The following is a 26,895-nucleotide window of genomic DNA, read 5'->3' on the forward strand; positions in this document are numbered from 1 at the left end:
GGCGGGAGGCGACCTCCCCCACAGAACCGCACACGCGTCCGTACCGTCTCGCTCGTGGACTGGGTCACCGCAGAGAACGTCATCGCCGTGGTCACCGCGCTCCTCGGTGTCCTCGTCTCCGCCGGTGTCGTCGCCTACGAGCGCTTCCTCCAGCGGGGCAGGCGGCTGGGCTACCGCGTGCAGCTCAACACGCCCCTGCACATGGCGGACGAGAGCGTGGGCGACCTGACGCTGCGGGACGGCGACCTCGGCGACGCCAACGGTTCCACCCTGGTCCTCCTCCGGATCGAGAACGACGGCCTGCGCGAGATCAACCACGGGGACTACACGCAGTCCGGCGAACGCGAGGGCCTGAAGATCACCTTCGGGAACAGAACGGTCCAGGCGGTCGTCGCCACGATCCCGCGGGCGTTCGAGCCGGTACGCAACGACATGGCGACCGGGCGCGGGCTGCGCAAGGACGGCGACTCCGTCCTGATGCCCAAGGTGTCGCTGGAGCGCGGGCAGTACTTCAAACTGCTCGTCCTGCTCTCCGGCGGTGTCACCGAGCGCGCGATCCGGATCACCGGCACGCGGGACGTGGTGGACATCCACCGCAACGAGAGCATGAGCGTCGACGACAAGGCGCCGACCTTCAGCCCCGCCGCCCGGAACATCACGCTCGTCCTCGCCGCCTGCGTGGTCACCCTCGCCACGATCATCGTCCGCAGCGACGACCCGGCGCCCATCGGCTGCGCCCGGGGCACCCTGACGGTCACCGGCTCCACCGCGTTCGCCCCGGCGGTGCGCGAGCTGGCGCGGAAGTACGAGAAGGACTGCGCGGGGTCCACCGTCGTGGTCGACGCCCACGGCTCGACGGCGGGGATCCGGGAGCTGGCGGCGGCGGGCGCCCGCGCCGGGAAGGGCTCCCCGGCCGTCGTCGCGCTCTCCGACGGCCGAAAGCCCGGCGGATACCCGCAGTTGCGCGAGAGCATGCTCGCCGTCTCCCTCTTCACCCTCGTCGTCCACGACGGGATACCGGTCGCCGACCTCACCCTCGACCAGGTCCGCAGCCTCTACCAGGGCCGGATCACCAACTGGAGCGAGATACCGGGCGGCCCGGACGTGCCGGTACGACTGGTCAGCCGGGACGCCAACTCCGGTACGCGGGAGGTCTTCCAGCGCCGGGTCCTCGGCCGGAACGAGCCGGGGAACTCCTCCCGCGACTGCCAGAACCAGGACGACCCGGAGTCCCCGGTCGTGCGCTGCGAACTCGACAGCACCGACCAGGTGCTGTCGACGGTGGCCAAGCTTCCGGGCGCCGTCGGCTACACCGAACTCCGCGCCGCGAGCGGGCTGAAGGGCCTGCACCGGGTCGCCATCGACGGCCGTGCGGCGAACGTGGACGAGATAGGCGAGTCGACCTACCCGTACCGCGAGATCGAGTACGCCTACACCTGGGGCGAGCCCCCGGCCGACTCGCTGACCTCCAGCTTTCTCACCTATCTGAGCCGGGGCAGCGGCCAGGACGTGATCCGTACCCACGGCCATCTGCCCTGCGCCACACCCAAGGGTCTGCGGATCTGCGGCGAAGGATGACGCCACACCTCCGAAGCCGTCTGGCATCCTCTTCCCACGTGGAGCCATTGAACGCGGAAGACCCGGTCAGCATCGGCCCGTTCCGTCTGCTCGGACGGCTGGGCGCCGGCGGGATGGGCCGGGTGTTCCTGGCCCGTTCGGCGGGCGGCCGGACGGTCGCGGTGAAGGTCGTGCACGCGGAGCTGGCCGCCCGGGACGAGTTCCGGCGCCGGTTCGCCCGCGAGGTCGCCGCGCTGGAACAGGTCGGCGGCACCGGCACGGCCCCGGTCCTCGGTTCGGACACGGCCGCCGAGTCCCCCTGGGTGGCGGTCGGTTACGTCCCGGGACCGTCGCTGCGGGCCGTGGTGGGCGAGGAGTTCGGACCGCTGCCGGCCGCGACGGTACGTACGCTCGCCTCCGGGCTCGCCCGGGCGCTGACTCATGTGCACACCGCCGGGCTCGTCCACCGCGATCTGAAGCCGTCCAACGTGCTGCTCACCGTCGACGGTCCGCGGATCATCGACTTCGGGATCGCCCGCGCCGTGGAGACGGTCACCGACGGCGGGCTGACCAGCACCGGGGCCGTGGTCGGCTCGCCCGGCTTCATGTCACCCGAGCAGGTGCGCGGCGAGAAGCTGACCGCGGCCTCGGACATCTTCTGCCTGGGCTCGGTCCTCGTCTACGCGGCGACGGGCCAGGCTCCCTTCGGTACGGCCGACAGCGGTGTCCACGCCACGATGTTCCGCATCGCCCACGACGAACCCGACCTGGGGGACCTGCCGGCCGAACTGGCCGGTCTGGTCCGGGCCTGCCTCGCCAAGGACCCGGCCGCCCGCCCCACGGCCGCCGAGCTGGTGGAGACGATCACGGTCGCCGACCCGTGGCTCCCGGCGGAGGTGCTGGCCCGCCTCGGCCGTCACGCCGCGCTGGTCCTGGAGGCGGAGGCGACCACGTCGGCCGGCACCGCGGACGGCACAGCGCAGGGCACCGCCGGGCCCGGCCGCCCCGGCGACCCCACTCCCCCGCCCACCCCGAAGGCGCGCAGGCGGCGGCGCGGCGGCCTGATCGCCGCGGCCACGGCCCTCGTCCTCGCCGCGGCTGCCACGCTCACGTACGTCTTCTGGCCGGATCCGGGCACGGGCGGCGACGGGCAGAAGAACCGCACCGCCGGACAGACGGGCGAGGTGTCCGCACGCCCGTCGGGAATCGTGGCGGCCTCGTTCCTCGGTGCCTGGGAGGGTGTCCAGAGCGGCTCGGCCGACCACCCCCGCGAGACCGCCCGGATCGAGATCGGCCAGGGAGCCGAGGGCTCCAAGGTCGCCGTCTACGTCCAGGTGAGCGAGGAGCGGCTGTGCATGGGCCGTTCGCGGCTCGTCTCCGCCGACGAGGACAAGGTGGTCCTGGGCGAGTCCGACGTCACGACGAGCGTCCCCGCCCAGCGCTGCACCCCCGCCGCGCACCAGACGCTCACCCTGCGCTCCCCCGACGTCCTGGAATGGTCGTCCGGAGCCGCGAAGGCCACCTTCCGCAAGGCGGGGACCGGCACCAGCGTCGTTCCGGAGCGGCTCCTCGGCCGGTGGAGGATGGAGAACGACCCGCTGATCTTCGGCGAGAACCGCGACCGTTACAGCGACGAGGTGACGATCACGCAGGGCCCCGTGGGCGCCGCCGTCTTCCGCCGAGTGCACGTCTACCCGCGCACCGACGACGAGGGCAACGAGACGTCCGAGTCGCTCGTCTGCACCTTCACGGCGATCCTCGCCGGCACCGGGACGCCGCTGGTCGTCGGCCCGGCGACCTCGGTCCCCGAGGCCTCCGACCGCGGCTGCGAGCGGGCCGACATCTCCGGCTACCTGTCGGTCGACCGCTTCAAGGGACGGGAGCGCCTGCTGGTCTTCCCGATGATGGACGGGGAGCCGGGCGAGTACTACCGGGTCTGACCGCCCCGGCCTCCGGAGACGGCTGTGCCCCGGTGCCAGGTCCGGCACCGGGGCACACCCGCAACACCTGAGCGCCTGAGCGCGCCCGGGCTCCTAGAGGAACGAGTTGATCTCGATCGTCTCGGTCCGGCCCGGGCCCACGCCGATCGCCGAGATCGGCGCGCCCGACATCTCCTCCAGCGCCTTCACGTACGCCTGCGCGTTCTTCGGCAGGTCGGCGAAGGTCTGGGCCTTGGTGATGTCCTCGGACCAGCCCGGCAGCATCTCGTAGATCGGCTTCGCGTGGTGGAAGTCGGTCTGCGAGTACGGCAGCTCCTCGACGCGCTTGCCGTCGATCTCGTACGCGACGCAGACCGGGATCTGCTCCCAGCCCGTCAGCACGTCGAGCTTGGTGAGGAAGAAGTCCGTCAGGCCGTTGACCCGGGTCGCGTACCGCGCGATGACCGCGTCGAACCAGCCGCAGCGACGGTCACGGCCGGTGGTGACGCCCCGCTCGCCGCCGATGCGGCGCAGCGCCTCGCCGTCCGCGTCGAAGAGCTCCGTCGGGAACGGGCCGGCGCCGACGCGGGTCGTGTAGGCCTTGAGGATGCCGATGACCCGGCTGATCTTCGTCGGACCCACGCCCGCACCGGTGCAGGCGCCGCCCGCGGTCGGGTTCGAGGAGGTGACGAAGGGGTACGTGCCGTGGTCGACGTCCAGGAGCGTGCCCTGGCCGCCCTCGAAGAGCACGACCTTGTCCTCGTCCAGCGCGTTGTTGAGGATCAGGGTGGTGTCCGCGACGAACGGCTTGATCTGCTCCGCGTACTGGAGCATCTCCTCGACGATCTGCGCGGCGTCGATGGAGCGGCGGTTGTAGAGCTTGGCGAGGAGCTGGTTCTTGCCCTCGAGCGCCGCCTCGACCTTCTGGGTGAGGATCGACTCGTCGTACAGGTCCTGGACCCGGATGCCGACGCGGTTGATCTTGTCGGCGTAGGTCGGGCCGATGCCGCGTCCCGTCGTGCCGATCTTGCGCTTGCCGAGGAACCGTTCCGTCACCTTGTCGAGGGTGACGTTGTACGGGGTGATCAGATGCGCGTTGCCGCTGATCAGGAGCTTCGACGTGTCGACGCCTCGCTCGTTCAGTCCGCTCAGCTCGGAGAGCAGGACCGCCGGGTCGACGACGACTCCGTTCCCGATCACCGGGGTGCACCCCGGGGAGAGGATTCCGGAAGGGAGAAGATGCAGCGCGTACTTCTGGTCGCCGACGACGACGGTGTGGCCGGCGTTGTTGCCGCCCTGGTAGCGCACTACATAGTCAACGGATCCACCGAGGAGGTCGGTGGCCTTTCCCTTGCCCTCGTCACCCCACTGAGCACCGAGCAGCACAAGTGCGGGCACAGGCGTACACCCCTTCCGGGTGGGGCATGTCCAAGGTCAGGGGCCGAGGCCGCCTCACCGGTGTGCCCCGGAATAGACGAAGCCCCTGGCGCAATAGCGCAAGGGGCTCTTGCACAAAGATGCTACCCGAGGAAGGACCGAGGTGTCGGCTCACGACCAGCTGCTGGTGGTCATCGACCCGGTCGCCCGCCGAAGTGACGGCGAGTCCGTACGGATCGCGAAAGATGTGTTGTGTGCGGGAGCGGAGACGAAGATCTGTCTTCCGGACAGCCCGGAGGAATTCTCCCGGGCCCTTGCCCGCCGGGGCTCCCGGCGTCTCGTCGTGGTCGGCGACGACCGTGCGCTGCTACGGACGGTGACTCTGTTGCACCGTGAGCGTGAGCTCGCGGACGGGGCGCTGTCACTGGTTCCGGTCGGCGCGCCCGACACCCTGGAAGTGGCGTACGCGCTCGGCGTGCCGCGGAGCACGGTGGCGGCCGCCCGGGCGGTGCTCGACGGGGCGGCGCACCGGCTCGACCTGCTCGTCGACGACAGCGACGGGGTCGTCCTGGGCGATCTGCGCATCCCGGCGGGGCGGCGTCCGCTCGTACCCGCGCCCGCCGCGCCGACCGTCTGGGACACCTGCCGGTCCCTCGTCCGCACGCTGGTCCACCCCGCCCCGGCGCAGGCCGCGGTCCGGGTGCACCGACTGCGAGTGGAGGCGGACGGCGTCCTGCTCAGCGATGTGAGCGCGCCGGTGGAGGGGGTGCGCGTGCGGTCGTCCCTCACGGGTCTTGCCGCGATCACGATCCAGCCCCCGTCCGCGCCGCCCATCCGGACCGACGCCCGCACCCTGACGGTGTCGGGTCCCGACTTCCGCTACCGCGCGGACACGGTGGTGTCGGGCCCGGTCCGGAGACGGACGTGGACGGTGCGGGAAGGGGCCTGGGGGCTGACCCTGCCCAAGACCTGAGAGGCCTGAGGGGCCTGAGAGGCCGGAGACCGGAGGGCCGGGGACCTCAGGCTCACGGCGACCTGAGGCGCGAGGTTCCTTCCCCACTTGCGAGACCTATCGTTTATCAATAGATTCCCATCGTGACTCGATCGAAGGAGCGATGATGGGACAACTCGCGGTACTGGCCCTGCGCGCCGTGCTGGTGACGCTGCTCGCCGGCTCGGTGTTCGTGCTGGCGGTGATCGTGCCGGCGATGCTCCTGGACACCGAGGACCCCAGCGGCGAGCTCTCGCATCTGCGCGTGCCGATCATCGTGATCTTCGCCCTGGGCGTCGTGTGCGCCCAGACCGTCCTGGTCTGTGTCTGGCGGCTGCTCACGATGATGCGCCGCGGGACGGTGTTCTCCCACGCCGCCTTCCGGTACGTGGATGTCATCACCGGCGCCTTCGTGGCCGCCGCGCTGCTGGTCTTCGCCCTGGGCACCATCCTGGCGCCCGGCGAGGCCGTCGCCCCGGGCGTGGTTCTGCTGCTCGGCGGGGTCGGCCTCGGGATCCTGGGGGTCGGGCTGATCGTCCTCGTCCTGCGCATGCTCCTCGCCCAGGCCGTCGCGCGCGACGTCGAGGCGACGGCGCTGCGGGCCGAGCTGGACGAGGTGATCTGATGCCGATCACCGTCGACATCGACGTGATGATGGCCAGGCGGAAGATGTCCGTCGGCGAGCTGGCGGAACGCGTCGGAATCACCCCGGCCAACCTGGCGGTCCTCAAGAACGGCCGCGCCAAGGCGGTGCGCTTCACGACGCTGGAGGCGCTCTGCGAGGTACTGGAGTGCCAGCCGGGGGACCTGCTGCGGTGGGCACTGGGGGACACCGAACCGGACCCCGGACCCGACACCGACTCGGCCGTCGAACCCGCCGACGCCGCCGCCGGACCCGCCGCCGAGGCCCAGGCCTGAGCTCGGAGCCCAGGCCCGAGCGCGGAGCCCAGGAGCCCCGCCCCCACGCCGCGCCCCTCCTATGCCTCCGGTTCCTCCGCCGCCATGGCCGCCTTGTGGTCGCGCCAGCGGTCCAGCATGGCCAGCATCTCCTTCTGGAGGAACTCGAAGAAGGCCGCCGTCTCCGCCGTCCGGCGCCCCGCCGCCGTGTCCGCGCCGAGGATCTCGGAGCCGTCGCGGAGCACCTTCTCCCACCGCGTCAGGATCGCGTCGCGGCGGGTGAGCGTCTCGTACCAGACCTCGTTGTGCAGGACGTAGCGGTCGCGGCGCGAGCCTGGGTCGCGTTCGCGGCTGACCATGCCGACCTGGCTGAGATAGCGGATCGCCCCGGAGACGGCGGCCGGGCTGATCCGCAGCTGGTCTCCGAGTTCGGCGGAGGTCATGGACGCGCTCTCCGAGGCGAGCAGCGCCGCGAAGACGCGCGCCGCCATCCGCTGCATCCCGGCCTCGGTCAGCTCGGCGGCGAAGCGCTCGACGAAGCGCGACACCGCCTCGTCGCCGCCCGCCGCACTGCCGTCCGCACTGCCGGTGGTCGTCATCTCGCTCATCCCCCAACTTTATACGGTTCCTTAACTTCACAACTTTGTGAAACTAGCGTACGTTCTGAATCATGACGAAGGCAATCACCGTGGTCGGGCTGCACAAGTCGTTCGGCCGCACACACGCGCTGGACGGCCTGGACCTCGCGGTCGAGGCCGGCGAGGTGCACGGCTTCCTCGGCCCCAACGGCGCCGGGAAGTCCACGGCCATCCGGGTCCTCCTCGGACTGCTGCGCGCCGACTCCGGCGCCGCCCAGCTGCTCGGCCGGGACCCCTGGCACCATGCCGTCGAGCTGCACCGCCGCATCGCGTACGTCCCCGGTGACGTGACGCTCTGGCGCAACCTCTCCGGCGGCGAGGTCATCGACCTGTACGGGCGGCTGCGCGGAGGGCTCGACAAGGCCCGGCGGGCCGAGCTGATCGAGCGGTTCGAGCTCGACCCGACGAAGAAGGGGCGGACGTACAGCAAGGGCAACCGCCAGAAGGTCGCCCTCGTCGCCGCCTTCGCCTCCGACGTCGACCTGCTCGTCCTCGACGAGCCCACCAGCGGCCTCGACCCGCTGATGGAAGAGGTCTTCCAGCGCTGCGTGGCGGAGGAACGCGAGCGCGGGCGGACGATCCTGCTCTCCTCGCACATCCTCAGCGAGGTCGAGACCCTCTGCGACCGGGTCAGCATCATCCGCAAGGGGCGGACGGTCGAGAGCGGCTCGCTGGCCGAGCTGCGCCACCTCACCCGTACCAGCGTCATCGCGGAACTCGCGGGCGCCCCCAACGGCCTGGCCCACCTCCCCGGCGTCCACGACCTCGCCGTACAGGGCCACCGGGTGCGGCTCCAGGTCGACACCGACAAGCTCGACGCCGTACTGCGCTCGCTCACCGAGTCGGGGGTGCGCTCGCTCACGAGCACGCCGCCCACCCTGGAGGAGCTGTTCCTGCGCCATTACGCCGACGACGCGCGTACGGACGGGGTGACCGCGCGATGAGCACGCTCGCCGTCCAACTCACCGGGACCGGGTCGCTCGCGCGGCTCGCCCTGCGCCGCGACCGGCTGATGATGCCGATCTGGGTCGTCGTCACCGGCGGGCTCGTCGCGAGCGGGGTCGGCTCCCTGGAGGGCCTGTACGGGACCCAGGCGCAACGCGCCGAACTGGCCGCGTCCATGACCGCCAACAGCTCCATGCGCTCGCTGTACGGACCGGTGTTCGGCGACTCGCTCGGCGGGCTCGTGGCCTGGCGGTTCGGCACCTTCGCCGCCGTGCTCGCGGCCGTGATGAGCCTGATCGTCGTCGTACGGCACACCCGGGAAGAGGAGGAGACGGGGCGTCAGGAGCTGCTCTCCTCGGCCGTGGTGGGCCGGCGGGCCCCGCTGACCGCCGCGCTTCTCGCCGCGCTCGTCGCCAACGCGGGCGTCGCGCTCCTGATCACCGCCGGACTCGCGGGACAGGGGGCGGGCGGTGCGCTCGCGCTCGGCCTCGCCGTCGGCGGTACGGGGATGCTCTTCGCCACGGCGGCGGCGATCGTCGCCCAGCTCACGGAGAGCGCGCGGCTCGCCAAGGGCCTGGCGTCGGCGCTGCTCGGCCTGGCCTTCGTGCTGCGGGCGGCGGGGGACGCGGGCGACGCCTCCGGCTCCTCGGCGCTGACGTGGCTCTCGCCGATCGGCTGGGCCGAGAACGTCCGCGCCTTCGCGGGTGAGCGGTGGTGGGTCCTGCTCCTGATCGCGGTGGGCGTGCTCGTCCAGGCGGCGGTGGCGTACGAGCTGGCCGGCCGGCGTGACGTGGGCATGGGCTTCCTGCCGACCCGGCCGGGCCCGGCGGAGGGCCTGCTCGGCACGGCAGGGGCGCTGGCCTGGCGGCTGCAGCGCGGGACCGTGCTCGGCTGGTCGCTCGGCTTCCTGCTCGGCGGGCTCGTCTTCGGCGGGATGGTCGAGGGCGCGGCGGACATCGTGGGCGACAACGAGCAGGCGCGGGAGATCTTCGAGCGGATGGGCGGTCAGAGCGGTCTGACCGACGCGTTCCTCGCGACGATGGTCGGCATGTTCGGGATGATCGCGGCCCTGTACGCGGTCGGCTCGGTGCTGCGGCTGCACGGCGAGGAGACCTCGCAGCGGGCGGAGCCGGTCCTGGCGAACGCGGTCGGGCGGGTGCGCTGGGCGGCGGGTCATCTGGTGATCGCCTTCGGCGGGGCGGCACTGATCATGCTGCTTGCCGGGCTGGGCCTGTACGTCTCGTACGGCCGGGACCTCGGCCCGATCCTGGGCGCGTCGCTGGCCCAGCTCCCCGCGATCTGGACGCTGGCGGGTCTCGCGGCGCTGCTGTGGGGCGCGTTCCCCAGGGCGGCGGTGGCCGGCTGGGGGGTGGCGGGGCTCTGCCTGGCACTGGGCTGGATCGGCCCGGCGCTGGACCTGCCGCAGTCCGTCCTGAACCTGTCGCCCTTCGGCCACCTGCCGAAGCTGCCCGGGCAGGAGATGGCGTGGGGCCCGGTCTGGACGCTGACGGCCGTCGCGGCGGCGCTGGTGACGGCGGGCCTCTGGCGCCTCCGGAACCGCGACCTCACGACGTCCTGACGCCGGGACCGGGCGGGGGCCCTGGCCCCGAATCGAGCCCGAAGGGCCGTCGTCCCGCGCCGCGGGACGACGGCCCTTCGGCCGTGGCTACACCTCCACCAGCAGCTCGCTCACGCCCCGGATCACATAGCCGGGGTTCCAGCGCGGTTCCGCCGCCAGGCGCAGGCGGGGGGCCCTGCGGAGGAGTTCGCCGAAGCTGGCCGTCAGTTCCAGTCGGGCCAGCGGCGCGCCCAGGCAGTAGTGGATGCCCGCGCCGAAGGTGATGTGCGGATTCTCCGTACGGGTGAGGTCCAGGACGTCCGGGGAGGCGAAGCGGGCCGGGTCGCGGTTGGCCGAACCGAAGAGGAGGGCGACCTCCGAGCCGCGCGGGATCACGACACCGCCGACCTCGATGTCGTCGAGCACCCAGCGCTCGAACATCTGCAGCGGTGTGTCGTAGCGCAGCAGTTCTTCCACAGCTGTGGACAACATCCCGTCCGGATCGGCCCGGAGCGCGGCCAGCTGCTCCGGGTGGCGCAGCAGCGTCCACCAGCCGTTCACGGTCGTGTTCACCGTCGCCTCGTGCCCCGCGTTGAGCAGCAGCACGCACGTCGAGACCATCTCCTGCTCGGTCAGCTCCTCCACGGCGATCAGCGAGGAGATGAGGTCGTCCCCCGGGTCCTTGCGCCGCCGCTCGATCAGCTCCCGCAGATACGCCGAGAACTCGAGCGAGGCCTGGACCGCCCGCCGCGCCGTCTCCTCCGACGGGTTCAGCTCGAACATCCCGCAGATGTCCGACGACCAGGGCCGCAGCCGCCCCCGCTCCTCGTCCTCCTCCGGGATGCCCAGCATCTCCGCGATCACCGCGACCGGCAGCGGCTCCGCCACCTCCGCGAGCAGGTCGCCGCCGCCCCGCGCCACGAGACCCGCCACCAGGTCCGCGGCGAGCCGCTCCACCGTCGGCGCCAGGTTCTCCACCGTCCGCGGGGTGAACGCCTTCGACACGAGGCGCCGGATCCGCGTGTGGTCGGCCGCCTCCAGGTCGAGCAGGCCGTGGTCGTTGAGCGTGTGGAACGGCTCGTGCGCGGCGGGCGGGGCCGTACGCCCGAACTCCTCGTGCGTGAACCGGTGCGTGTACGTGCGGCCCAGGCGCCGGTCCCGCAGCAGCGCCGACACGTCCGCGTAGTGCGGGATCAGCCATTGGCGGGTCGGCCCGTACCAGTGTGCCCGGCCCATGGCCCGCAGTTCGGCGTAGGCGGGGTACGGGTCGGCGACGAAGTCGGGCGACCACGGCTCGAAAGGAACGTCCATGACCGGACGCTACCGGCCCGCCCGCCGGCCCGCACCGGTCGCTACCCGCCGACCTGCACCAGTCTCGCCTCGTAGGCGAAGACGGCCGCCTGGGTCCGGTCGCGCAGGCCCAGTTTCACCAGGATGCGGCTCACATGCGTCTTGATCGTCGACTCGGCCACCACCAGGTGGTCGGCGATCTCCGCGTTCGACAGCCCCTGCGCGATCAGCACCAGGACCTCCGTCTCCCGCTCGGTCAGCTCCCCCACCTGCGACAGCGCAGGCGCCCTCGGGGTCTCCGCGGCCTTCGCGAACTCGGTGATCAGCCGCTTCGTCACGGTCGGCGCGAGCAGCGCCTCGCCGGCCGCGACCACCCGTACCCCGTCGGCCAGCTGCCGCGCCGAGGCGTCCTTCAGCAGGAAGCCCGAGGCCCCGGCGCGCAGCGCCTGGTACACGTACTCGTCCAGATCGAAGGTCGTCAGGACGAGGACCTTCGCGTCCGCGTCCGCCGCGACGATCTCGCGGGTCGCGTCGATGCCGTTCAGTTCGGGCATGCGGATGTCCATGAGGACCACGTCCGGGCGCAGGGCCGCGACCTGGGCTATCGCCTCGCGGCCGTTGACGGCCTCGCCGACGACCTCGATGTCCGGCATCGCGCCGAGCAGCACCGAGAAGCCCTCGCGGACCATCATCTGGTCGTCGACGATCAGTACGCGGATCACTGGTCCATCTCCTCGCGGGTCACGGGGATGAAGGCCGTGACCTCGAAACCGCCGTCCTCGGTCGGCTCGGCCGTCATCTCGCCGTTCAGCATCGTCACCCGCTCGCGCATCCCGGTGAGCCCGTGACCGGCGCCCGGGGAGGCCTTCACCAGGCCGCGCGCCGGACCGTTGACGATCCGCAGGCCGAGGCCGCCGAGGACGTAGCTCACCTCCACCTTCGCACCGGCGCCGGGCGCGTGCCGCAGCACGTTGCTCAGCGCCTCCTGGATGATCCGGTACGCGGAGAGCTCCACCCCCTGCGGCAGCTCCCGGACCGCGCCGGTCACCGTCTGCTCGACGTCGAGCCCGGCCTCGCGGACGTTGCCGATCAGCCCGCCGAGGTCGGCGAGCGTGGGCTGCGGGGCGTCGGGCGCCTCGTAGTCCTCCGCGCGGACGACCCCGAGGACGCGCCGCAGCTCGGTCAGGGCGGCGACGGCGTTCTCGCGGATGGTGACGAAGGCCTGCTCCAGCTCCGGCGGCGGGTTCTCGACCCGGTAGGGCGCGGCCTCGGCCTGGATGGCGACCACCGACATGTGGTGGGCGACGACGTCGTGCAGTTCGCGGGCGATGGTGGTGCGCTCTTCGAGCAGCGTGCGCCGGGAGCGCTCCACGGCGGTCACGGTCTGCTGGGCGGTGACCGTCTGCTCGGCCTCGCGACGGACCTGGACGACGGTCACGAAGAGCAGGGCGAGCGCGGCGGGGAAGAGGACCGACAGGGCGTTGTCGCTGCCTCCCCGGAGGCTGGTGGCGAAGAAGGCGTAGACGAGGGTGACCAGCCAGATCCAGGCGGCGGTACGGGGCCGGGTGCGGGCCGCCACCACCGTCATGACCACGACCTGGGCGATGCCGGAGGTCGGACCCCACGGCCAGCCGTAGTCGTACGAGCCGAGGAAGGCGACGAAGGGGGTGAACGCCAGCGACGCCCAGAACGCGAGCACCGGGCGGACGAGCGTCAGCAGCACGGCCACGGCCGGCATCGCGGCGTAGACCAGGACGAAGACGCCGTTGCCGGAGCCGAGGTCCATGCCCATCGCGAAGACGAAGAAGGCGAAGGCGGCGACCACGACGTGCGGCGTCCAGCGGGCCTTCCTGCGTATCCGTTCCGGCAGGCGCCGCGTCAGCGGACCGTCGACCGCCATGGGACCGAGCGGCCGGTAGGCGAACGCGTCATGGAAGAGGTCCTGTCGCAGCCCGCCGAGCGCGCCCTGGGCCAGGCGGAACTCGGGGCTGCGGCTCATGTCACGGGTGTCTGTCACGCCAGCAACGGTACGGGCGGCGACGGACGCGGTCGTCACCATGACGGCGGATCCTCCCGCGTCCGTCCCAGGTACTATGCGCCCGGCGGCCTCGTCCCCGGTCGGCTCGACCGGCAGGTCAGAACGCCAGCTGGGCGATCTCCTCCGCCACCACCGCGCACGCGTCCGCCGCCGGGTCGATCAGGGGGAAGTGGCCGACGTCCTGGAGGAGCGTGAGGCCGACCGTCTCGCCCGCCTTCGCCGCCGCGTCCACGTAGGCGTCGGCGACGGCCTGCGGGACGACGACGTCGTCCCGGCCCTGGACGACCGTGGTGGCGATCCCCGTCGGCAGCAACAGCGCCGGGTCGGCGTGCCGGGCCCGTACGTCGAACTCACCCTCCCCGCCGAGGAACTGGGTCACCGCACCGCCGCACACCCCGAGTTCCACGGCCCGGTCGAAGTGCGCGATGGGCGCGAGCGCCACCACTCCGCGCAGTGCGGGCGGGGACGGCAGGCGCCAGGGCGCGTCGGGCGCGAGGACGTGCCGGGCCGCGGCCCAGAGGGCGAGGTGGCCGCCCGCCGAGTGCCCGGTGAGCACGATCCGGCGCGGATCGGCCTGCGGCAGATGCTCGGCGGCCAGCCGCGGTACGGCGTCGAGCGCGGCGGCCACGTCGTCGAGGGTCTCCGGCCAGCGGCCGGCGACCGGTCCCGTGCCGCCCTGCCGGGGCAGCGCGGAGCCCCGCCGGTACTCGACGTTGGCGACGGCGAACCCCCGGCGGGCGAGAAAGTCCACGAAAGGGGTCAGATGCTGCCGGTCGTACGGCGCCCGCCAGGCACCGCCGTGCAGCGCGACGACGAGCGGCGCCCGCTGCCGGCCGTCACGCGGAGCGTAGAAGTCGACGACCTGGTCGGGGTGTTCGCCGTACGCGGCGGACGCGTCCGGGGCGACGGCCGGGTGCGAGAACGCCGACGCTTCTTCGGCGGCGTCGCGCGCGGCGGGGTCCGGCATGCTGTTCCAACCTCTCGGGGACGGGGCCGAATTGGCCTGACCTGCGGGGACCGTATCAGGACTGACGCCCCCACAGATCAAGCGATCATCGGACCGTCCGACCTCAGCCGTCGAGGCCGGACCCCACCTCCGCCAGCACCTCGGCGAGGACGCGCGCCGCCCGCTCCGCGTCGGCGAAGCCGACGTACAGCGGCGTGAAGCCGAACCGCAGCACGTCGGGGCGGCGCAGATCGCCCACCACCCCGCGCCGTATCAGCTCCGGCATGACGACGGGGGCGTCGGCGCACCGCAGCGCGACCTGGCTGCCGCGCTCGCCGTGCGCCTCGGGCGTCAGCGACTCGACCCGGCCGGCCGGAACGTACTCCCGGACGCACTCGAGGAAGAAGTCCGTCAGGGCGAGGGACTTCGCCCGTACGTCCGCCATGTCGACGCCGTCCCAGACGTCGAGCGCGGCCTCCAGGGCCAGCATGGACAGGATGTCGGGCGTACCGACCCGGCCCCGCAGCGCGCCCTCGGCCGCCGCGTACCCCGGGGTCATCCCGAAGGGGTCCGCGTGGGACGTCCAGCCGGGCAGCGGCGAGTCGAAGCCGGCCTGGTGGCGTTCGGCGACGTACAGGTACGCGGGCGAACCGGGGCCGCCGTTGAGGTACTTGTACGTGCAGCCGACGGCCAGGTCGACGCCGTGCTCCTCAAGCCCGACGGGCAGCGCGCCCGCCGTGTGGCACAGGTCCCAGATCGCCAGGGCGCCCGCCGCGTGCAGCGCGGCCGTGATCCCGGGCAGGTCGTGGAGCCGGCCGGTGAGGAAGTCGACGTGGTTGACCAGCGCGGCGGCCGTGCGCGGCCCGGCAGCCTCCGCCATGTCGGCGGGGGCGACGGGCACGAGCCGGCGGCCGGTCATCCGCGCCGCCGACGCGGCGATGTACCCGTCCGTGGGAAACGTCGTGGCGTCGACGAGGATCTCGTCCCGGTCGTCGGCGCAGAGCCGGGTGGCCGCGACGACCGCCTTGAAGACGTTCACGCTCGTCGAGTCGCCGACCACGATCCGGCCGGGGGCGGCGCCGACGAGCGGGGCGATCCGGTCGCCGATCCGCTCGGGCGCGGTCCACCAGCCGCTCTCGTCCCAGGAGCGGATGCGCAGCTGCCCCCACTCGCGGGTGATGACGTCGGCCATCCGGTCGGCGACGTGCGCGGGGAGCGCGCCCAGCGAGTTGCCGTCGAGGTAGACGGTCGCGTCGTCGAGGGCGAACCTCTCGCGCACCTTCGCCAGCGGGTCGTTCGAGTCACGGAGCAGCGCGTTCTCGCGCATCGCCTCAGACATGGCTGCGCGCCGTCCACAGCTCGGGGAAGACATTCTTCTGCGCCCGCTTCTCCAGCCAGGCGACGCCCGCCGAGCCGCCGGTGCCCGTCTTGGAGCCCATGGCCCGCCGGGTGGCGACGAGGTGGTCGTTGCGCCAGCGCCAGATCAGCTCGGCGACATCGCTCAGCGCCTCGCCCAGACGGACGAGTTCCCCGTTCTGGTCGGCGTCGGCGTAGATCCCGGCCCAGATCTCCTCGATCTCGGGCGACGGCTCGTACTTCTTCGCCAGGTCACGGGCGAGCACGGCCTGCGGCACGGGCAGCCCGCGGCGGGCGAGGAGCCTGAGGACCTCGTCGTACAGGCTCGGCTCGTGCAGCGCCTTCTCCAGCTCGGCGTGGACGCGGGGCGCCCCGCGGTGCGGCACCAGCATCGACGCGGACTTCTCGCCGAGCAGGAACTCCATGCGCCGGTACATCGCCGACTGGAAGCCGGAGCCCTCGCCGAGGGCCGCGCGGTAGGAGTTGAACTGTGCCGGGGTGAGCTGGGCCAGCGGGCGCCAGGAGTGGTTCAGCGCCTCCAGCTCGCGCACGGAGCGCTTGAGCGCGTCCATGGCCACCGGGATGCGGTCCTCGCGCAGCGCGCGGCTCGCGGTCTCCCACTCGTGGACGATGACGGTGAACCACAGCTCCATGACCTGGGTGGTGACCAGGAAGACCATCTCGCCCGGGTCGTCGGAGCGGAGGTGCTGGAGGTGGGTGAGTACGTCCGCCTGTACGTAGTCCTCGTACGGCGTCGTGCCCGCGAAGTCGAGGTTCGGTGCTTCGACCGAACCGGCTCCGGAGGCATCGGGGAAGGTGGACATCGCTGTCTCCTCGATACGCAACTACCGGGTAGCGGTCCGCTCCTTCCGTGTGGCAAGTGGAGCCCCGGTCCCCTCGGGCCCGCGCGCTTCGTCGCACGCGGTCCCATGCGCATCATGGCACGATCGGACCCTCGATGTAGCTACCGTCTTCGTCATACGGATACGCGTTCGAACGGCAGCCCTTGAGCCCCTTGATCTGCTGCATCATGACGGGCGCGGGCCTGCCGGAACCGGGACAGCTCATATGGCTCCGGATGCCGATCTCGTGCCCGACCTCGTGGTTGATGATCAGATGCCGGTACTCGGCGGGGGTCCCGGCGAAGGTCGGGGAGCCCAGCAGCCACCGCTTCAGGTTCACCACGACGCCGTCCGTGGTCTCGCAGTTCAGCTCGCCGTGCGTGTTGAGCCCCTGGGCGAGACAGAGCTTGTCGGCGGTCGCCGGGGTGGCGATCCGGATGACGAAGTCGGCGTTCTCGGAGACCAGCTGGAACCGGCCACGGCCATTGGCGGCCCAGCCGCGCGGATGGTCGAGGATCTGCTGGATCTCGGTGGCGACCTGGGAGGCGGAGAGGTCGATGCCGCCCTCGACCTGGACGCGGTAGCGGCGCAGGGAACCGCCCGTGCCGACGGCGTCGCCGGAGGATCTGGCGGTGGTGAAGCTGCCGGAGCCCTTGGCGGGCACCTTCGGCTTCTCGGGGGTGGCCGACGGCTTCGGCTTGGGGGTGGTCGGCTTGGGCTTCGGGGGCGCGGCCTTGGGAGTGGGGACCGCCTTCGTCGTCTCGGCCGCTGGGGAGGGGGTGGTGGCGACGGCGCGGTCGCCACCGGAGTCCTGGCCGCTGTGGTAGTGGGCGAGGGCGGCGCCGCCGCCGAGGGAGAGCGTGACGAGCGCGAGCGCCGGGAGGGCCAGCCGTCCTATCGGGCTCCGCCCGGACCGGCCACGGGCGCGGCCCCGGCCACGGCCCCCGCTCTGGCTCCGGCTGCGGCTGCGGCTGCGGCTCGGCGTTCGTCCCCGTCCCGCGGGTGCGGCGGCGCGCTTGCCCAAGACAGACTTCTCCCCTGCGTCGGCCGGTTGGGGGGAAGAGGGTGGGGCCTCAGTTCCGGCTGCTCTCGGTACAACGGTCCGAAGGATCGTAACCGCCGCTTCGAACGGCCTCGAACATTCCGGGGACGATGACCGGTTTCCCCCTGCCCCACGGGAGGAGGAAACCGGTGCGGTCGGCCCGGTGTCAGCCCAGCGTCTCCGCGGCCGTCTCCGAGGAGTCGCGCAGGAACGTCGAGCAGCGCTCGTACTCGTCCTTCTCGCCGATCTCGCCGGCGGCCCGCGCCAGCGCGTGCAGGGCCCGCAGGAAGCCGCGGTTCGGCTCGTGCTCCCACGGCACCGGGCCGTGGCCCTTCCAGCCGCTGCGCCGCAGCGCGTCCAGGCCGCGGTGGTAGCCCGTACGGGCGTAGGCGTACGACTCGATGACGCGACCGCCCTCGTACGCCTCGTCGGCGAGCTGGGCCCAGGCCAGCGAGGACGTCGGGTACTTGGCGGCGACGTCCGCCGGCGCCGTGCCCGCCGCGAGCAGCTCGCGCGGCTCCGGGTCGTCGGGCAGATGGGTGGGGGGCGGTCCCCCCAGGAGGTTCTCGTGGATGGCCATGGGGCCAGTCTGCCTCAGCCGCCCTCCTCCCGTGCCGAGCGGTCCCCCGGGTCCAGCGGGGGTGCCGTCACCCCGCAGTGGACCTTGCACTCGGGGTGGCAGTCGGCCGCCTCGGTCGGCTTCCGCACGGTCGCCCAGGCCAGGACCGCGCCCGCCACCATCAGCCCCGCACACATCGGCATCGCCCGCCGGAACGTCTCGCCGAACTCCTCCGCCGAGCGGTACGCCTCCGGGCCCATCCCGGCCAGCGTCGGCAGCGCCGCGACCGCGAGCAGGCCGGCCGCGCGCGCCGCCGCGTTGTTGATCCCGCTCGCCAGGCCCGCCCGCGCCACGTCCACCGAGGCCAGGACGGTCGCCGTCAGGGGAGCGACCACGACGGTGAGCCCGAGGCCGAGGACCACCATCGCGGGCAGCACGTCCTCGACGTACGAGGCGTCCTCCCCGACCCGCAGCATCAGGACCATCCCCACCGCGCACAGCAGCGGCCCCACGGTCAGCGGAATCCGAGGCCCGATCTTCTCGCCCAGCTCGCCGGACTTAGCCGAGAGCAGCAGCATCAGGACCGTCGTCGGGAGCAGCGCCGTGCCCGCCGCGAGCGCCGAGTAGCCGGACACCACCTGGAGCTGGAGGGTGGCGAGGAAGAAGAAGCCGCCGAGTGCCGCGTACACGCAGAGCGTGACCAGGTTGACCATCGTGAACAGCCGGGACGCGAAGATCGACGGAGGCACCATCGGCTCCGGCAGCCGTCGCTCCAGGACGACGAAGAACGCCCCGACCACGACCCCGGCCCCGGCGGCCCACCAGGCCTCGGAGATCAGCGCGTACGTGACGAGGGCGAGCGCGGCCGCGCCCAGGAAGGCGCCGAGGACGTCGAAGCGGCCGTGGGCGGACTCGTCGCGCGACTCGGGCACATGGCGCAGCGCGACGGGCACGCACAGCGCGGCGAGCGGCACGTTGAGCAGGAAGACCCACCGCCAGCCGGGCCCGTCGACGAGCCACCCGCCGACGAACGGCCCGATCGCCGCACCGACCCCGCCGAAGCCGGACCAGAGCCCGACGGCCTTGGCCCGGTCGTCCGGATGGAAACTGGCCTGGATCAGCGCGAGCGACCCGGGGGTGAGCAGCGCGCCACCGATGCCCTGGAGGGCACGGGCGGCGATCAGGACGCCCGCGTTCGGCGCGATCCCGCACAGCAGGGACGCGACGGCGAACCACACGATCCCGATCACGAAGACCCGCCGCCGCCCGTACCGGTCGCCCAGCGCCCCGCCGAGCAGGATCAGCCCGGCAAGGGTCAGCATGTAGGCGTTGACCGTCCACTGGAGCGCGGCCATGTCGGTGCCGAGGTCCTCGCCGATGTGCGGCAGGGCGACGTTGACGACGGTGGAGTCGAGCAGCGCCATCCCCGAGCCGAGCACGGTGGTGAGCACGATCCACCGACCGGTGCCCGAGGCGAGCCTGATGTCCATGCCTGCCATGCTCCCCCCGTCACGCCCGATCGTCCCGCTGGGGCCTCAGGCCGTGCGGAGTCTCGTGGCAGCCCTCACCAAGGCCTCCACGCCGCGTTCCGCCTTCTTCCTCGGGCAGCCGACGTTCAGACGGACGAAGCCCGGGGCGCCGTAGACGCGGCCCGGCATGATCGCGACCTTCTCGACCTCGACCAGCTCCCGCTGGAGCGCCTCGTCGTCGATCCCGAGCGGGCGCAGGTCGATCCAGGCCAGATAGCCGGCCTGCGGAGGCGTCCAGCTCACGCCCGGCAGCCCCGCCGCGAGCCGCTCCTCGAGGAGCCGCATCGTGCCCGCCACATACGCCCGCAGCTCGTCCAGCCACGGCGCGCCCTGCTGGTACGCGGCGACATGGGCGGTCATCGAGAGCACCGCCGGCGAGGCGAGGCCCTCGCCCGTCTCCATCCGGCGGATGAACTCCGCCCGCTCGTCGGGGTCGCCGATGATCCCGTACGAGCCGGTCAGCGCCGGGAAATTGAAGGCCTTCGTGCCCGAGGTGATCAGGGCCCACCGCCGGCCGCGCCCCGGCTGCGCGAAGCGGAGCCACGGGAGGTGCCGCTGCCCGTCGGCCACCAGGTCCGCGTGGATCTCGTCGCTGACGACCGCGACCCCGTGGAGCTCGGCCAGGCGCGCGAACTCCGCCAGCTCCTCCTCCCGCCACACCCGGCCCGTCGGGTTGTGCGGCGAGCAGAGCAGCAGCATCGTGCTGTCCGGCCGGGCCAGCTCCGCCTCCAGCGCCGCGGTGTCCCCGACCGGCACGCCCCTCAGCTCCCGCCCCAGACCGGTGACCGCCTTGCGGAAGCCGTCGTACGTCGGCGTGTGCACCACCACGCCGTCGCCGGGCGCGGTCCACATCTGCAGCAGCTGCGAGAGCTGGCTGAGCACGGACGGCGCGTAGACCAGCGTCTCGACGTCGAGCGCGGTGTCGTGACGGGTCGCGTACCAGTGGCGTATCGCCTCACGGAACTCGCCGATCCGCCAGTCCGTGTAGCCGAAGACCCCGTGCTCGACCCGGGCGCGCAAGGCGTCGAGGACCTCCGGCGGGGAGGCGAAGTCCATGTCGGAGATGGTGAAGGGGAGCAGCTCGCCGACACCGAAACGGTCCGCGATGCCGTCCCACTGGACCGAGCAGGTCCCGCGGCGGTCCATCTCACGGTCGAAGTCGTACGTCGTCACTCAGTCCTCCTGGAGTGCGGAAAGGCCCGGCACCCCAGGGTGCCGGGCCTTTCCACCACTGACTAACGCTTACTTCACTTCAGCTTCGTACCGGTCGAGCGCAGCGCCGCGCACGCCTCGGTCACCCGCACGGCCATGCCGGCCTCGGCGAGCTTGCCCCAGGTGCGCGGGTCGTAGGTGGACTTCTTGCCGACCTCGCCGTCGACCTTCAGGACGCCGTCGTAGTTCTTGAACATGTGGTCGGCGACCGGACGCGTGAAGGCGTACTGGGTGTCGGTGTCGAGGTTCATCTTCACGACGCCGTTCTCCAGCGCGGTGGCGATCTCCTCGGCGGAGGAGCCGGAGCCGCCGTGGAAGACGAAGTCGAACGGGTTGGCCTTGCCGAAGCGCTCGGCGACGCCCGCCTGCAGGTCCTTGAGCAGCTCGGGGCGGAGCACGACGTTGCCCGGCTTGTAGACGCCGTGCACGTTGCCGAAGGAGGCGGCCAGCAGGTAGCGGCCCTTCTCGCCCAGGCCCAGGGCCTCGGCGGTGCGGATCGCGTCGTCGACGGTGGTGTACAGCTCGTCGTTGATCTCGTGGGTGACGCCGTCCTCCTCGCCACCGGTCGGGGTGATCTCGACCTCGAGGATGATCCGGGCGGCGGCGGCCTTGGCCAGCAGCTCCTGGCCGATGGCCAGGTTGTCGGCGAGGGTCTCGGCGGAGCCGTCCCACATGTGCGACTGGAAGAGCGGGTTACGACCGGCCTTGACGCGCTCGGCGGAGATGTCGAGCAGCGGACGGACATAGCCGTCCAGCTTGTCCTTCGGGCAGTGGTCGGTGTGCAGCGCGACGGTGATGTCGTACTTGGCGGCGACGATGTGCGCGAACTCGGCCAGGGCGACGGCGCCCGTGACCATGTCCTTGTTGTGCTGGCCGCCCAGGAACTCGGCGCCACCGGTCGAGATCTGGATGATGCCGTCGCTCTCGGCCTCCGCGAAGCCCCGCAGCGCGGCGTGCAGAGTCTGGGAGGAGGTCACGTTGATGGCCGGGTAGGCGAACTTGCCTGCCTTCGCCCGGTCGAGCATCTCGTTGTAGACCTCGGGGGTTGCGATGGGCATTCGTCCGCTCCTTGTGATGTGCGGGTGGGTGCGTTACTAGACCCTGACCTGGGGCGACGTCATCGTCGGGGCCCATCTTTCCAGACTCTTCCGCGGACACCAGGAGCAAGGGGCGGAGCGTTTCACGTGAAACACTCCGCCCCTTGCCAAAGCCGCAGGTCAGGGCCGCCGCCGGGCGGCTCCGGGACCTAAGTCACGACTTCGCCTCGATCACCCGGGGTCGATCACCCGGCGTCGGTCACCCGCGTCGGTCAGCCGAGACCCAGCTCGTCGAGCGCGAAGGCGTAGAGGTACGGCACACCCGCGGTGGTGCTGATCTTCTCGCCCGCGCCCGTCGCCCGGTCCACGATCGTGGCGACCGCGACGACCTCGGCGCCGGCCGCACGCGCCGCCTCGACGGCGGTGAGCGGGGAGCCGCCGGTGGTGGAGGTGTCCTCGACGATCAGGACCCGGCGGCCCTTGATGTCCGGCCCCTCGACCTGGCGCTGCATCCCGTGGGCCTTGGCGGCCTTGCGGACGACGAAGGCGTCCAGACGCTTCCCCTGGGCGGCGGAGGCGTGCAGCATCGCCGTCGCGACCGGGTCGGCACCGAGCGTCAGACCGCCCACGGCGTCGAACTCCAGCTCCGCGGTCAGGTCGAGCATGACCTGACCGACGAGCGGAGAGGCGGCTCCGTCCAGCGTGATCCGGCGCAGATCGACGTAGTAGTCGGCCTCCAGCCCCGAGGAGAGGGTCACCTTGCCGTGCACCACGGCCTTGTCCTTGATCTGCTGGAGCAGGTCAGCGCGTACGTCAGTCATGCTCATGAGCTTAAAGCCGCCGCCAGGCCAGCGTGGCCGCGATCTCCAGCGGCTCGATCGGTGTCACGAGGTGCGGGAGGGTGTTGAGCCCGTTCGGCGGGCCCGACTGCGGCTCCACACAGACCGCCGCCTCCTGCTCGTCGTAGATCACCACCCATTCGCTCCGGCTGGTCACCTTCAGCTCCAGCTGCTCCGGCCAGGTGAGGGTGACGTCGACGCCTCCCGGCATGCCGAAGCAGTCGTCCCAGGGCCCGGGAGTCGGGCCGATCCTCCGCCCGGTGGGGAGGTGGTCCTCGCCACGCTCCTCCTGCCAGTCGGGCGTGAAGTCGATGCGTACGGGAGCACCGCCGTCGAGACTGCGGTGGAACCAGGGGTGCCAGCCGGCCTGCGCCGGGAAGGAGTCGGCGAGGGTCTCCACACCGAGCTGCACGGTGAGGCTCTCCTCGGTGAGGGCGAAGGTCTGCGTGACCCGGCCGGTGTACGGCCACGGGTCGCCCAGCTCGTAGGTGAACGCCGCCGCGCGTCCGTCCTCGTCCGCCGTCCGGGCGGGCTTCCACACGGAGTCGCGGCCGGTGCCGTGGATGGCGTGCGGCGGAGAGTTGAGGGGCATCTGGTGCTTCACCCCGCCGTTGCGGAACTGCCCCAGCTCGATCCGCCCGCACCAGGGCACCATCGGGAAGCAGCCGTACCGCTCGCCCTGGCGCAGCAGCTCCGTGCCGCCGATGCGCAGGCTCTCGATGCGGCAGCCGTTGTCGGGGTTGATGGTCAACTCGGCGTCGCCCGCCGTCAGTCGCGTCTGCTTGCTCACGCCCCGACAGTAGACGGGGATCAGCGCCGGCGGCGCAGCGCCCGGCCGACGACCACCGCCGAGGCGAGCGCGAGGGCGGCTGCGGGGGCGATCCAGCGCAGGGTGGCGCCGGCGCTGGTCGCCTCCGGCGCGGGGACGGGGGCGTACCGGCCGCGCGGCGGGGCGTGGTCGACCTCCTCGGCGCTCCGTCCGATCATCGTCCGCCGGGCGTGGGCGGCCTCGGCGGCCGGGGGCTCGGCGGGGTACTGCACGGGGGCGTCCTCGAAGTCCCCGCCCTCGAACGGGTCGAGTGAGGGCGGGGGGACGGGCGTCTCGAAGACCGACGGGCGGTGGGGCTCCTCGACGCCGTCGTCGACACCGTCGCTGTCGCTGTCGGCCTCGTCGTCGTCGATCGCGTCGATCGCGTCGACGGCGTCGCCCACGGCCCGGTCCGCGGACGCGGATCCGGGCTCGGGCTCGGACCCGGGCTCGGGCTCGGACCCGGGCTCGGCGCCGGACTGGGCGCCGGACTCGGGGCCCGGCTCGTCCCCGGGCCCGGCCGCGGTCCCGGCTTCCGCACCGGACACGTCGTCGGACTCCTTCGCCGCCCCGCCGTTCAGCGCCCGGCCGTTCACCGCCCGGCCGTTCTCCGCGCCGCCCTGCTGCGCGGCCGCGGCCAGGCTCTCCACGAACTTGCCGATCAGCCGCTGGGCCGCCGCCTCCCGGGCCTCCTCGGAGAGGTCGGAGAGCCGGCCCGCGCCCTTCACGGCGCCGGTGAAGGCGAGCGTCGTGCCGCCGGCCGCCGGGATGATCGCGATCGTCAGCGCGAGCTGCACCGAGCCCTTGCCTCGGACCTCGGTGCCCTGGCCCTCGACGGCGACGCCATCGCCCCGTTCGGTCAGCCGCAGCGCGCCCCGGTAGGTGATCGTGTTGCCGCCGGCCCGGATCTTCAGGCGCCCTGCGAGCGGGCCCACCTCCGCGTCCTGCTGGAGACCGGGGACGCAGCGCGCCACCCGTGCGGGGTCCGTCAGGGTCGCGCGGAGGACCTCGGCCGGTACCGGAACGAACACCTCATGCTCCATGGAAGCCGAGCCTACTCAGACCGGGCGTCGTCGTCGCCTGTTTGTCCCGGGTCCGCGGCGGCGGACCCTCACGAGGTCAGCCGCCGTACCGCGGGTGGACCAGTGTCGAGGGCGGCGGCGGGGCGCCCCGGTCGTCCCGGGTCCGCTCGGCCGCCCGTGCTCCCGTCACCAGGGCGCCGGCCGTCAGCGACCGGAGCCGGGGCGCGTCGGCGGCGAGGCGCAGCTCGGGTGGGTAGGTGCCCGCGGCCGCGAGCAGAAAGCCCCAGTCGCCCGTCCCCGTCGCCGTGCCCTCCGAGCGGTCGGCACGGTCGGGACCGGCGGCGAGGTGCGCCCCGCGGCCGTGCGCGCTGTAGGCCCGGGTGGCGAAGCCGGCCGCGCGCAGGGTGGAGTCCACCGTCCAGAAGGTGTGGGGGCGGGCGGATGCCGATCCGGCGTGCACGACGAGTCGCCCCTCGTCGGCGAGGACCCGGGCGGTGAGTCCGTAGAACTCCTCGGAGTAGAGCTTCGTCCCGGCCGAGATCCCGGGATCGGGCAGGTCCGAGATCACCACGTCGTACCGCTCGCGCGGGCCCTCGTGAGCCCCTCCGGGGCCGGTCGTCGCCGTCTCGCGCAGCCATCGGAACGCGTCCTCGGAGGCGACCCGGACGCGCGGGTCGCGCAGGGCGTTCTGGTTGAGCGCGGCCAGTTCGGGGTGGCTCCGGGCGAGCCGTACGACTCCGGGGTCCTCCTCGACGACGGTGACCGCGCGGACTCCGGGATAGCGCAGCACCTCGCGGGCGGCGAGACCGTCGCCGCCGCCGATGATCAGTACGCGCGCGTGCGGCCCGTTCATCGCGGGGTGCACGAGCGACTCGTGGTACCGGGAGCCGTCCTCGCCCCCGGCCCGCAGCCGGCCGTCGACGAAGAGGTCGGGCGCGCTGCCCCGCTCCCCCGTGACGACCACCTCCTGGAGCTCGGTCTGTACGGCGACACGCACGCTGTCTCCGTACACCGCACGGCGCGCGGCCCGTTCGAAGTCGTCCACGAGGACGGCGGCGGTGGCGAGGACGGCGAGGACGGCGAGGTTCATGCCGATCAGCAGGGCCCTGGAGCGGGCGGTCAGGTCGCGCCGGAACAGCCACAGCACCAGCCCGCCGCCCGCCACCGCGTTCACCCCTCCGGTGACGAGCGCGCCGGTGACCTGGCCGAGCCAGGGCAGCAGCAGAAAGGGAAAGGCGAGCCCGCCGACGAGCGCGCCGACGTAGTCCGCGGCGAACAGGTCGGCGACCGTCCCGGCCGGATCGGCGGCCTTGTCCTTCTCCCGTACGCCGGGGGAACGCGCCGACTCCGCCCGCTGGATCAGCGACATGAGCAGCGGGATCTCCGCCCCGATGAGGACCCCGATGGCCAGCGAGAACGCCACCAGGACGTACCGCGCCTCGCCCAGCCAGGCGAACGCCGCGTACAGCACGAGGGCCGAGCAGCCTCCGATCAGCGCCAGTCCGCCCTCGACGAGCCCGAAGCCGACGGCGGCGCGGCAGCGCAGCCGCTTGGCGAGCAGCGAGCCGACGCCCATCGCGAAGACCATCACGGACAGCACGACGGAGGCGTGGGTGACGGAGTCGCCGATCAAGTACGAGGCGAGGGCGACCAGTTCCAGCTCGTAGACGAGACCGCAGGCGGCGCAGACGAAGACGACGACGAGGACCGGAAACCGAACCGCTCTCGGCCGCACGGGCAGCCGCGTCACCCTCTTGGGTGGCATGGTCAGGGGCGGATCGATCATGTTCGTAACGCTACGTCACACATCTGTCGCCGCTTGTCACCCACACGAGTGCACATGGAGCTTCCGGGCGGCGCGTTACAGCGGGGCGGGCATACGAACGCCGATCCGCGTCCGGGTGACCACCAACTGCCCTTCCTGTGGGTACGCGTGCCAGGTGCGCCACCGCACCTGGCCCTCGTGGCGCTGGGCCAGCATCGCGGTGAAGGCGTGCGGGGAGCCGGGAAACGTCCCCGCGAGGCCGTTGGGATGGTCGGCGACGAGTGCGAGCAACTCCTGGGCACGGCCCGCGAAGGAGCCGTGCGAGAGCTTCTCGACGCGGGCGGCGAATTCGTACTCCCAGCCGCCGATGCGCTTGGAGACGCCCAGCGGCAGCGGCGTACTGCTGCCGGCCATACAGGCGACGGTCTCCGAGCAGTTGTGCTGCTCTTCCTCCAGGAGCACCTGATGGGAGGCGCCGAGCAGCCGCAACTGCAGCTTTGCGCCCGCCAGTTCGAGGTCGAGCACGGCGAGGGCGGGCAGCGGCTCGCGCCCGAGGGCCCAGGCCAGATCGGCCGCACGCGTATCGGTGTAGGAGGTCTTCAGGGTCGTGAGCATGGGTCGGCTCCGCAAACACGGTTTGACGGGTGGGCCGGGGGCGCCCCGGAGAAGGGTCCAACGGGAGTGGGGGATCGCCGGCTCGGGTCCACACACGGTCCGAGGGCTGTCTC

At 72.4% G+C, this 26,895-nt stretch carries 25 protein-coding genes; 7 read left to right on the top strand and 18 right to left on the bottom strand.

Annotated features, from left to right (window positions below; all coding sequences use genetic code 11):
- Nucleotides 1-54: 54 nt before the first annotated feature.
- Both ACF1G2_RS31655 and ACF1G2_RS31660 read left to right on the top strand, forming a co-directional pair.
- Nucleotides 55-1,578 carry a substrate-binding domain-containing protein gene (locus ACF1G2_RS31655; RefSeq protein ID WP_391801586.1) on the top strand — a complete coding sequence of 508 codons (1,524 nt, stop codon included), beginning with the start codon at nucleotides 55-57 and terminating at the stop codon, nucleotides 1,576-1,578.
- 38 nt (nucleotides 1,579-1,616) lie between these two features.
- Nucleotides 1,617-3,497: a serine/threonine-protein kinase gene (locus tag ACF1G2_RS31660; RefSeq protein ID WP_391801587.1), complete on the top strand. Its 1,881-nt coding sequence runs from the start codon at nucleotides 1,617-1,619 to the stop codon at nucleotides 3,495-3,497.
- A 93-nt stretch (nucleotides 3,498-3,590) separates the two neighbouring features.
- On the opposite strand, the gene ACF1G2_RS31665 is transcribed toward ACF1G2_RS31660, so the two are convergent.
- A complete protein-coding gene (locus ACF1G2_RS31665) occupies nucleotides 3,591-4,874 on the bottom strand; it encodes an adenylosuccinate synthase (protein WP_391801588.1) in 1,284 nt (427 codons plus the stop codon).
- A gap of 142 nt (nucleotides 4,875-5,016) precedes the next feature.
- Here ACF1G2_RS31665 and ACF1G2_RS31670 point away from each other — a divergent pair, with 142 nt between their 5' ends.
- The 3 genes from ACF1G2_RS31670 to ACF1G2_RS31680 all read left to right on the top strand — a co-directional run bounded on the left by ACF1G2_RS31670 (nucleotide 5,017) and on the right by ACF1G2_RS31680 (nucleotide 6,762).
- A complete protein-coding gene (locus ACF1G2_RS31670; RefSeq protein WP_391801589.1) occupies nucleotides 5,017-5,826 on the top strand; it encodes a diacylglycerol kinase in 810 nt (269 codons plus the stop codon).
- A gap of 145 nt (nucleotides 5,827-5,971) precedes the next feature.
- On the top strand, nucleotides 5,972-6,469 hold the full coding sequence (locus ACF1G2_RS31675) for a DUF2975 domain-containing protein (protein ID WP_391801623.1): 498 nt from the start codon (nucleotides 5,972-5,974) through the stop codon (nucleotides 6,467-6,469).
- Complete coding sequence (locus ACF1G2_RS31680) at nucleotides 6,469-6,762, top strand: helix-turn-helix domain-containing protein (RefSeq protein WP_391801590.1); 294 nt, start codon at nucleotides 6,469-6,471, stop codon at nucleotides 6,760-6,762. Before ACF1G2_RS31675 ends, ACF1G2_RS31680 begins: the two co-directional genes overlap by 1 nt.
- A 59-nt stretch (nucleotides 6,763-6,821) precedes the next feature.
- Here the strand turns inward: ACF1G2_RS31680 and ACF1G2_RS31685 are convergent, their stop codons facing one another.
- On the bottom strand, nucleotides 6,822-7,349 hold the full coding sequence (locus ACF1G2_RS31685; RefSeq protein WP_391801591.1) for a GbsR/MarR family transcriptional regulator: 528 nt from the start codon (nucleotides 7,347-7,349) through the stop codon (nucleotides 6,822-6,824).
- A 62-nt stretch (nucleotides 7,350-7,411) separates the two neighbouring features.
- On the opposite strand from ACF1G2_RS31685, the gene ACF1G2_RS31690 reads away from it, so the two are divergent.
- Together ACF1G2_RS31690 and ACF1G2_RS31695 are read left to right on the top strand one after the other, a co-directional pair.
- The gene (locus ACF1G2_RS31690; RefSeq protein ID WP_391801592.1) at nucleotides 7,412-8,323 is read left to right on the top strand and encodes an ATP-binding cassette domain-containing protein; all 912 of its coding nucleotides are present in this window, start codon (nucleotides 7,412-7,414) and stop codon (nucleotides 8,321-8,323) included.
- A complete protein-coding gene (locus ACF1G2_RS31695) occupies nucleotides 8,320-9,903 on the top strand; it encodes an ABC transporter permease (protein ID WP_391801593.1) in 1,584 nt (527 codons plus the stop codon). The genes ACF1G2_RS31690 and ACF1G2_RS31695 overlap by 4 nt, the downstream gene beginning before the upstream one ends.
- An 87-nt stretch (nucleotides 9,904-9,990) precedes the next feature.
- Here ACF1G2_RS31695 and ACF1G2_RS31700 read toward each other — a convergent pair whose 3' ends face one another.
- The 16 genes from ACF1G2_RS31700 to ACF1G2_RS31775 form a co-directional block, all read right to left on the bottom strand.
- Complete coding sequence (locus ACF1G2_RS31700) at nucleotides 9,991-11,193, bottom strand: cytochrome P450 (protein ID WP_391801594.1); 1,203 nt, start codon at nucleotides 11,191-11,193, stop codon at nucleotides 9,991-9,993.
- A 41-nt stretch (nucleotides 11,194-11,234) separates the two neighbouring features.
- Complete coding sequence (locus ACF1G2_RS31705) at nucleotides 11,235-11,894, bottom strand: response regulator transcription factor (RefSeq protein ID WP_352190399.1); 660 nt, start codon at nucleotides 11,892-11,894, stop codon at nucleotides 11,235-11,237.
- A complete protein-coding gene (locus ACF1G2_RS31710) occupies nucleotides 11,891-13,231 on the bottom strand; it encodes a sensor histidine kinase (protein ID WP_391801595.1) in 1,341 nt (446 codons plus the stop codon). Before ACF1G2_RS31710 ends, ACF1G2_RS31705 begins: the two co-directional genes overlap by 4 nt.
- A 76-nt stretch (nucleotides 13,232-13,307) precedes the next feature.
- Nucleotides 13,308-14,177, bottom strand: coding sequence for an alpha/beta hydrolase (locus tag ACF1G2_RS31715; RefSeq protein WP_391801596.1), 870 nt, complete (start codon nucleotides 14,175-14,177; stop codon nucleotides 13,308-13,310).
- A 103-nt stretch (nucleotides 14,178-14,280) separates the two neighbouring features.
- Nucleotides 14,281-15,495, bottom strand: a complete 1,215-nt coding sequence (gene kynU, locus ACF1G2_RS31720) for a kynureninase (RefSeq protein WP_391801597.1) — start codon at nucleotides 15,493-15,495, stop codon at nucleotides 14,281-14,283.
- The gene (locus ACF1G2_RS31725; protein WP_391801598.1) at nucleotides 15,488-16,336 is read right to left on the bottom strand and encodes a tryptophan 2,3-dioxygenase family protein; all 849 of its coding nucleotides are present in this window, start codon (nucleotides 16,334-16,336) and stop codon (nucleotides 15,488-15,490) included. The genes kynU and ACF1G2_RS31725 overlap by 8 nt, the downstream gene beginning before the upstream one ends.
- A 112-nt stretch (nucleotides 16,337-16,448) precedes the next feature.
- Nucleotides 16,449-17,378 carry a DUF3152 domain-containing protein gene (locus tag ACF1G2_RS31730; RefSeq protein ID WP_391801599.1) on the bottom strand — a complete coding sequence of 310 codons (930 nt, stop codon included), beginning with the start codon at nucleotides 17,376-17,378 and terminating at the stop codon, nucleotides 16,449-16,451.
- A 184-nt stretch (nucleotides 17,379-17,562) separates the two neighbouring features.
- Nucleotides 17,563-17,976, bottom strand: coding sequence for a DUF3151 domain-containing protein (locus ACF1G2_RS31735; protein WP_389570563.1), 414 nt, complete (start codon nucleotides 17,974-17,976; stop codon nucleotides 17,563-17,565).
- 14 nt (nucleotides 17,977-17,990) lie between these two features.
- Nucleotides 17,991-19,445 carry an MFS transporter gene (locus ACF1G2_RS31740; RefSeq protein WP_391801600.1) on the bottom strand — a complete coding sequence of 485 codons (1,455 nt, stop codon included), beginning with the start codon at nucleotides 19,443-19,445 and terminating at the stop codon, nucleotides 17,991-17,993.
- Between the two features lie 45 nt (nucleotides 19,446-19,490).
- Nucleotides 19,491-20,630, bottom strand: a complete 1,140-nt coding sequence (locus ACF1G2_RS31745) for a MalY/PatB family protein (protein WP_391801624.1) — start codon at nucleotides 20,628-20,630, stop codon at nucleotides 19,491-19,493.
- Between the two features lie 101 nt (nucleotides 20,631-20,731).
- Complete coding sequence (fbaA, locus tag ACF1G2_RS31750; RefSeq protein WP_385852202.1) at nucleotides 20,732-21,754, bottom strand: class II fructose-bisphosphate aldolase; 1,023 nt, start codon at nucleotides 21,752-21,754, stop codon at nucleotides 20,732-20,734.
- A gap of 251 nt (nucleotides 21,755-22,005) precedes the next feature.
- Nucleotides 22,006-22,554 carry an orotate phosphoribosyltransferase gene (gene pyrE / locus ACF1G2_RS31755; protein ID WP_391801601.1) on the bottom strand — a complete coding sequence of 183 codons (549 nt, stop codon included), beginning with the start codon at nucleotides 22,552-22,554 and terminating at the stop codon, nucleotides 22,006-22,008.
- A gap of 10 nt (nucleotides 22,555-22,564) precedes the next feature.
- Nucleotides 22,565-23,362, bottom strand: a complete 798-nt coding sequence (locus ACF1G2_RS31760) for an aldose 1-epimerase (RefSeq protein WP_391801602.1) — start codon at nucleotides 23,360-23,362, stop codon at nucleotides 22,565-22,567.
- A gap of 20 nt (nucleotides 23,363-23,382) precedes the next feature.
- Entirely contained in the window at nucleotides 23,383-24,423 is a 1,041-nt protein-coding gene (locus ACF1G2_RS31765; RefSeq protein ID WP_391801603.1) for an SRPBCC family protein, read from the bottom strand.
- Between the two features lie 76 nt (nucleotides 24,424-24,499).
- Nucleotides 24,500-26,188 (bottom strand): polyamine aminopropyltransferase, encoded by a 1,689-nt coding sequence (locus tag ACF1G2_RS31770; protein WP_391801604.1) that lies wholly within the window; start codon nucleotides 26,186-26,188, stop codon nucleotides 24,500-24,502.
- Between the two features lie 75 nt (nucleotides 26,189-26,263).
- Complete coding sequence (locus tag ACF1G2_RS31775) at nucleotides 26,264-26,782, bottom strand: DUF2617 family protein (protein ID WP_391801605.1); 519 nt, start codon at nucleotides 26,780-26,782, stop codon at nucleotides 26,264-26,266.
- Between the last annotated feature and the right edge of the window lie 113 nt (nucleotides 26,783-26,895).

It is taken from the genome of Streptomyces sp. NPDC013457 (assembly GCF_043089925.1).
Classification (GTDB): domain Bacteria; phylum Actinomycetota; class Actinomycetes; order Streptomycetales; family Streptomycetaceae; genus Streptomyces.

What these genes read in the sequence shown, in the direction of transcription:
- ACF1G2_RS31765 (WP_391801603.1), bottom strand. Translation starts at nt 24,423, where the DNA reads ATGGAGCATGAGGTGTTCGTTCCGGTACCGGCCGAGGTCCTCCGCGCG.
- ACF1G2_RS31770 (WP_391801604.1), bottom strand. Translation starts at nt 26,188, where the DNA reads ATGATCGATCCGCCCCTGACCATGCCACCCAAGAGGGTGACGCGGCTG.
- ACF1G2_RS31675 (WP_391801623.1), top strand. Translation starts at nt 5,972, where the DNA reads ATGGGACAACTCGCGGTACTGGCCCTGCGCGCCGTGCTGGTGACGCTG.
- ACF1G2_RS31735 (WP_389570563.1), bottom strand. Translation starts at nt 17,976, where the DNA reads ATGGCCATCCACGAGAACCTCCTGGGGGGACCGCCCCCCACCCATCTG.
- ACF1G2_RS31775 (WP_391801605.1), bottom strand. Translation starts at nt 26,782, where the DNA reads ATGCTCACGACCCTGAAGACCTCCTACACCGATACGCGTGCGGCCGAT.
- ACF1G2_RS31745 (WP_391801624.1), bottom strand. Translation starts at nt 20,630, where the DNA reads ATGGACCGCCGCGGGACCTGCTCGGTCCAGTGGGACGGCATCGCGGAC.
- ACF1G2_RS31715 (WP_391801596.1), bottom strand. Translation starts at nt 14,177, where the DNA reads ATGCCGGACCCCGCCGCGCGCGACGCCGCCGAAGAAGCGTCGGCGTTC.
- ACF1G2_RS31710 (WP_391801595.1), bottom strand. Translation starts at nt 13,231, where the DNA reads ATGGTGACGACCGCGTCCGTCGCCGCCCGTACCGTTGCTGGCGTGACA.
- kynU (WP_391801597.1), bottom strand. Translation starts at nt 15,495, where the DNA reads ATGTCTGAGGCGATGCGCGAGAACGCGCTGCTCCGTGACTCGAACGAC.
- pyrE (WP_391801601.1), bottom strand. Translation starts at nt 22,554, where the DNA reads ATGACTGACGTACGCGCTGACCTGCTCCAGCAGATCAAGGACAAGGCC.
- ACF1G2_RS31690 (WP_391801592.1), top strand. Translation starts at nt 7,412, where the DNA reads ATGACGAAGGCAATCACCGTGGTCGGGCTGCACAAGTCGTTCGGCCGC.
- ACF1G2_RS31685 (WP_391801591.1), bottom strand. Translation starts at nt 7,349, where the DNA reads ATGAGCGAGATGACGACCACCGGCAGTGCGGACGGCAGTGCGGCGGGC.
- ACF1G2_RS31740 (WP_391801600.1), bottom strand. Translation starts at nt 19,445, where the DNA reads ATGGACATCAGGCTCGCCTCGGGCACCGGTCGGTGGATCGTGCTCACC.
- ACF1G2_RS31725 (WP_391801598.1), bottom strand. Translation starts at nt 16,336, where the DNA reads ATGTCCACCTTCCCCGATGCCTCCGGAGCCGGTTCGGTCGAAGCACCG.
- ACF1G2_RS31695 (WP_391801593.1), top strand. Translation starts at nt 8,320, where the DNA reads ATGAGCACGCTCGCCGTCCAACTCACCGGGACCGGGTCGCTCGCGCGG.
- ACF1G2_RS31700 (WP_391801594.1), bottom strand. Translation starts at nt 11,193, where the DNA reads ATGGACGTTCCTTTCGAGCCGTGGTCGCCCGACTTCGTCGCCGACCCG.
- ACF1G2_RS31680 (WP_391801590.1), top strand. Translation starts at nt 6,469, where the DNA reads ATGCCGATCACCGTCGACATCGACGTGATGATGGCCAGGCGGAAGATG.
- fbaA (WP_385852202.1), bottom strand. Translation starts at nt 21,754, where the DNA reads ATGCCCATCGCAACCCCCGAGGTCTACAACGAGATGCTCGACCGGGCG.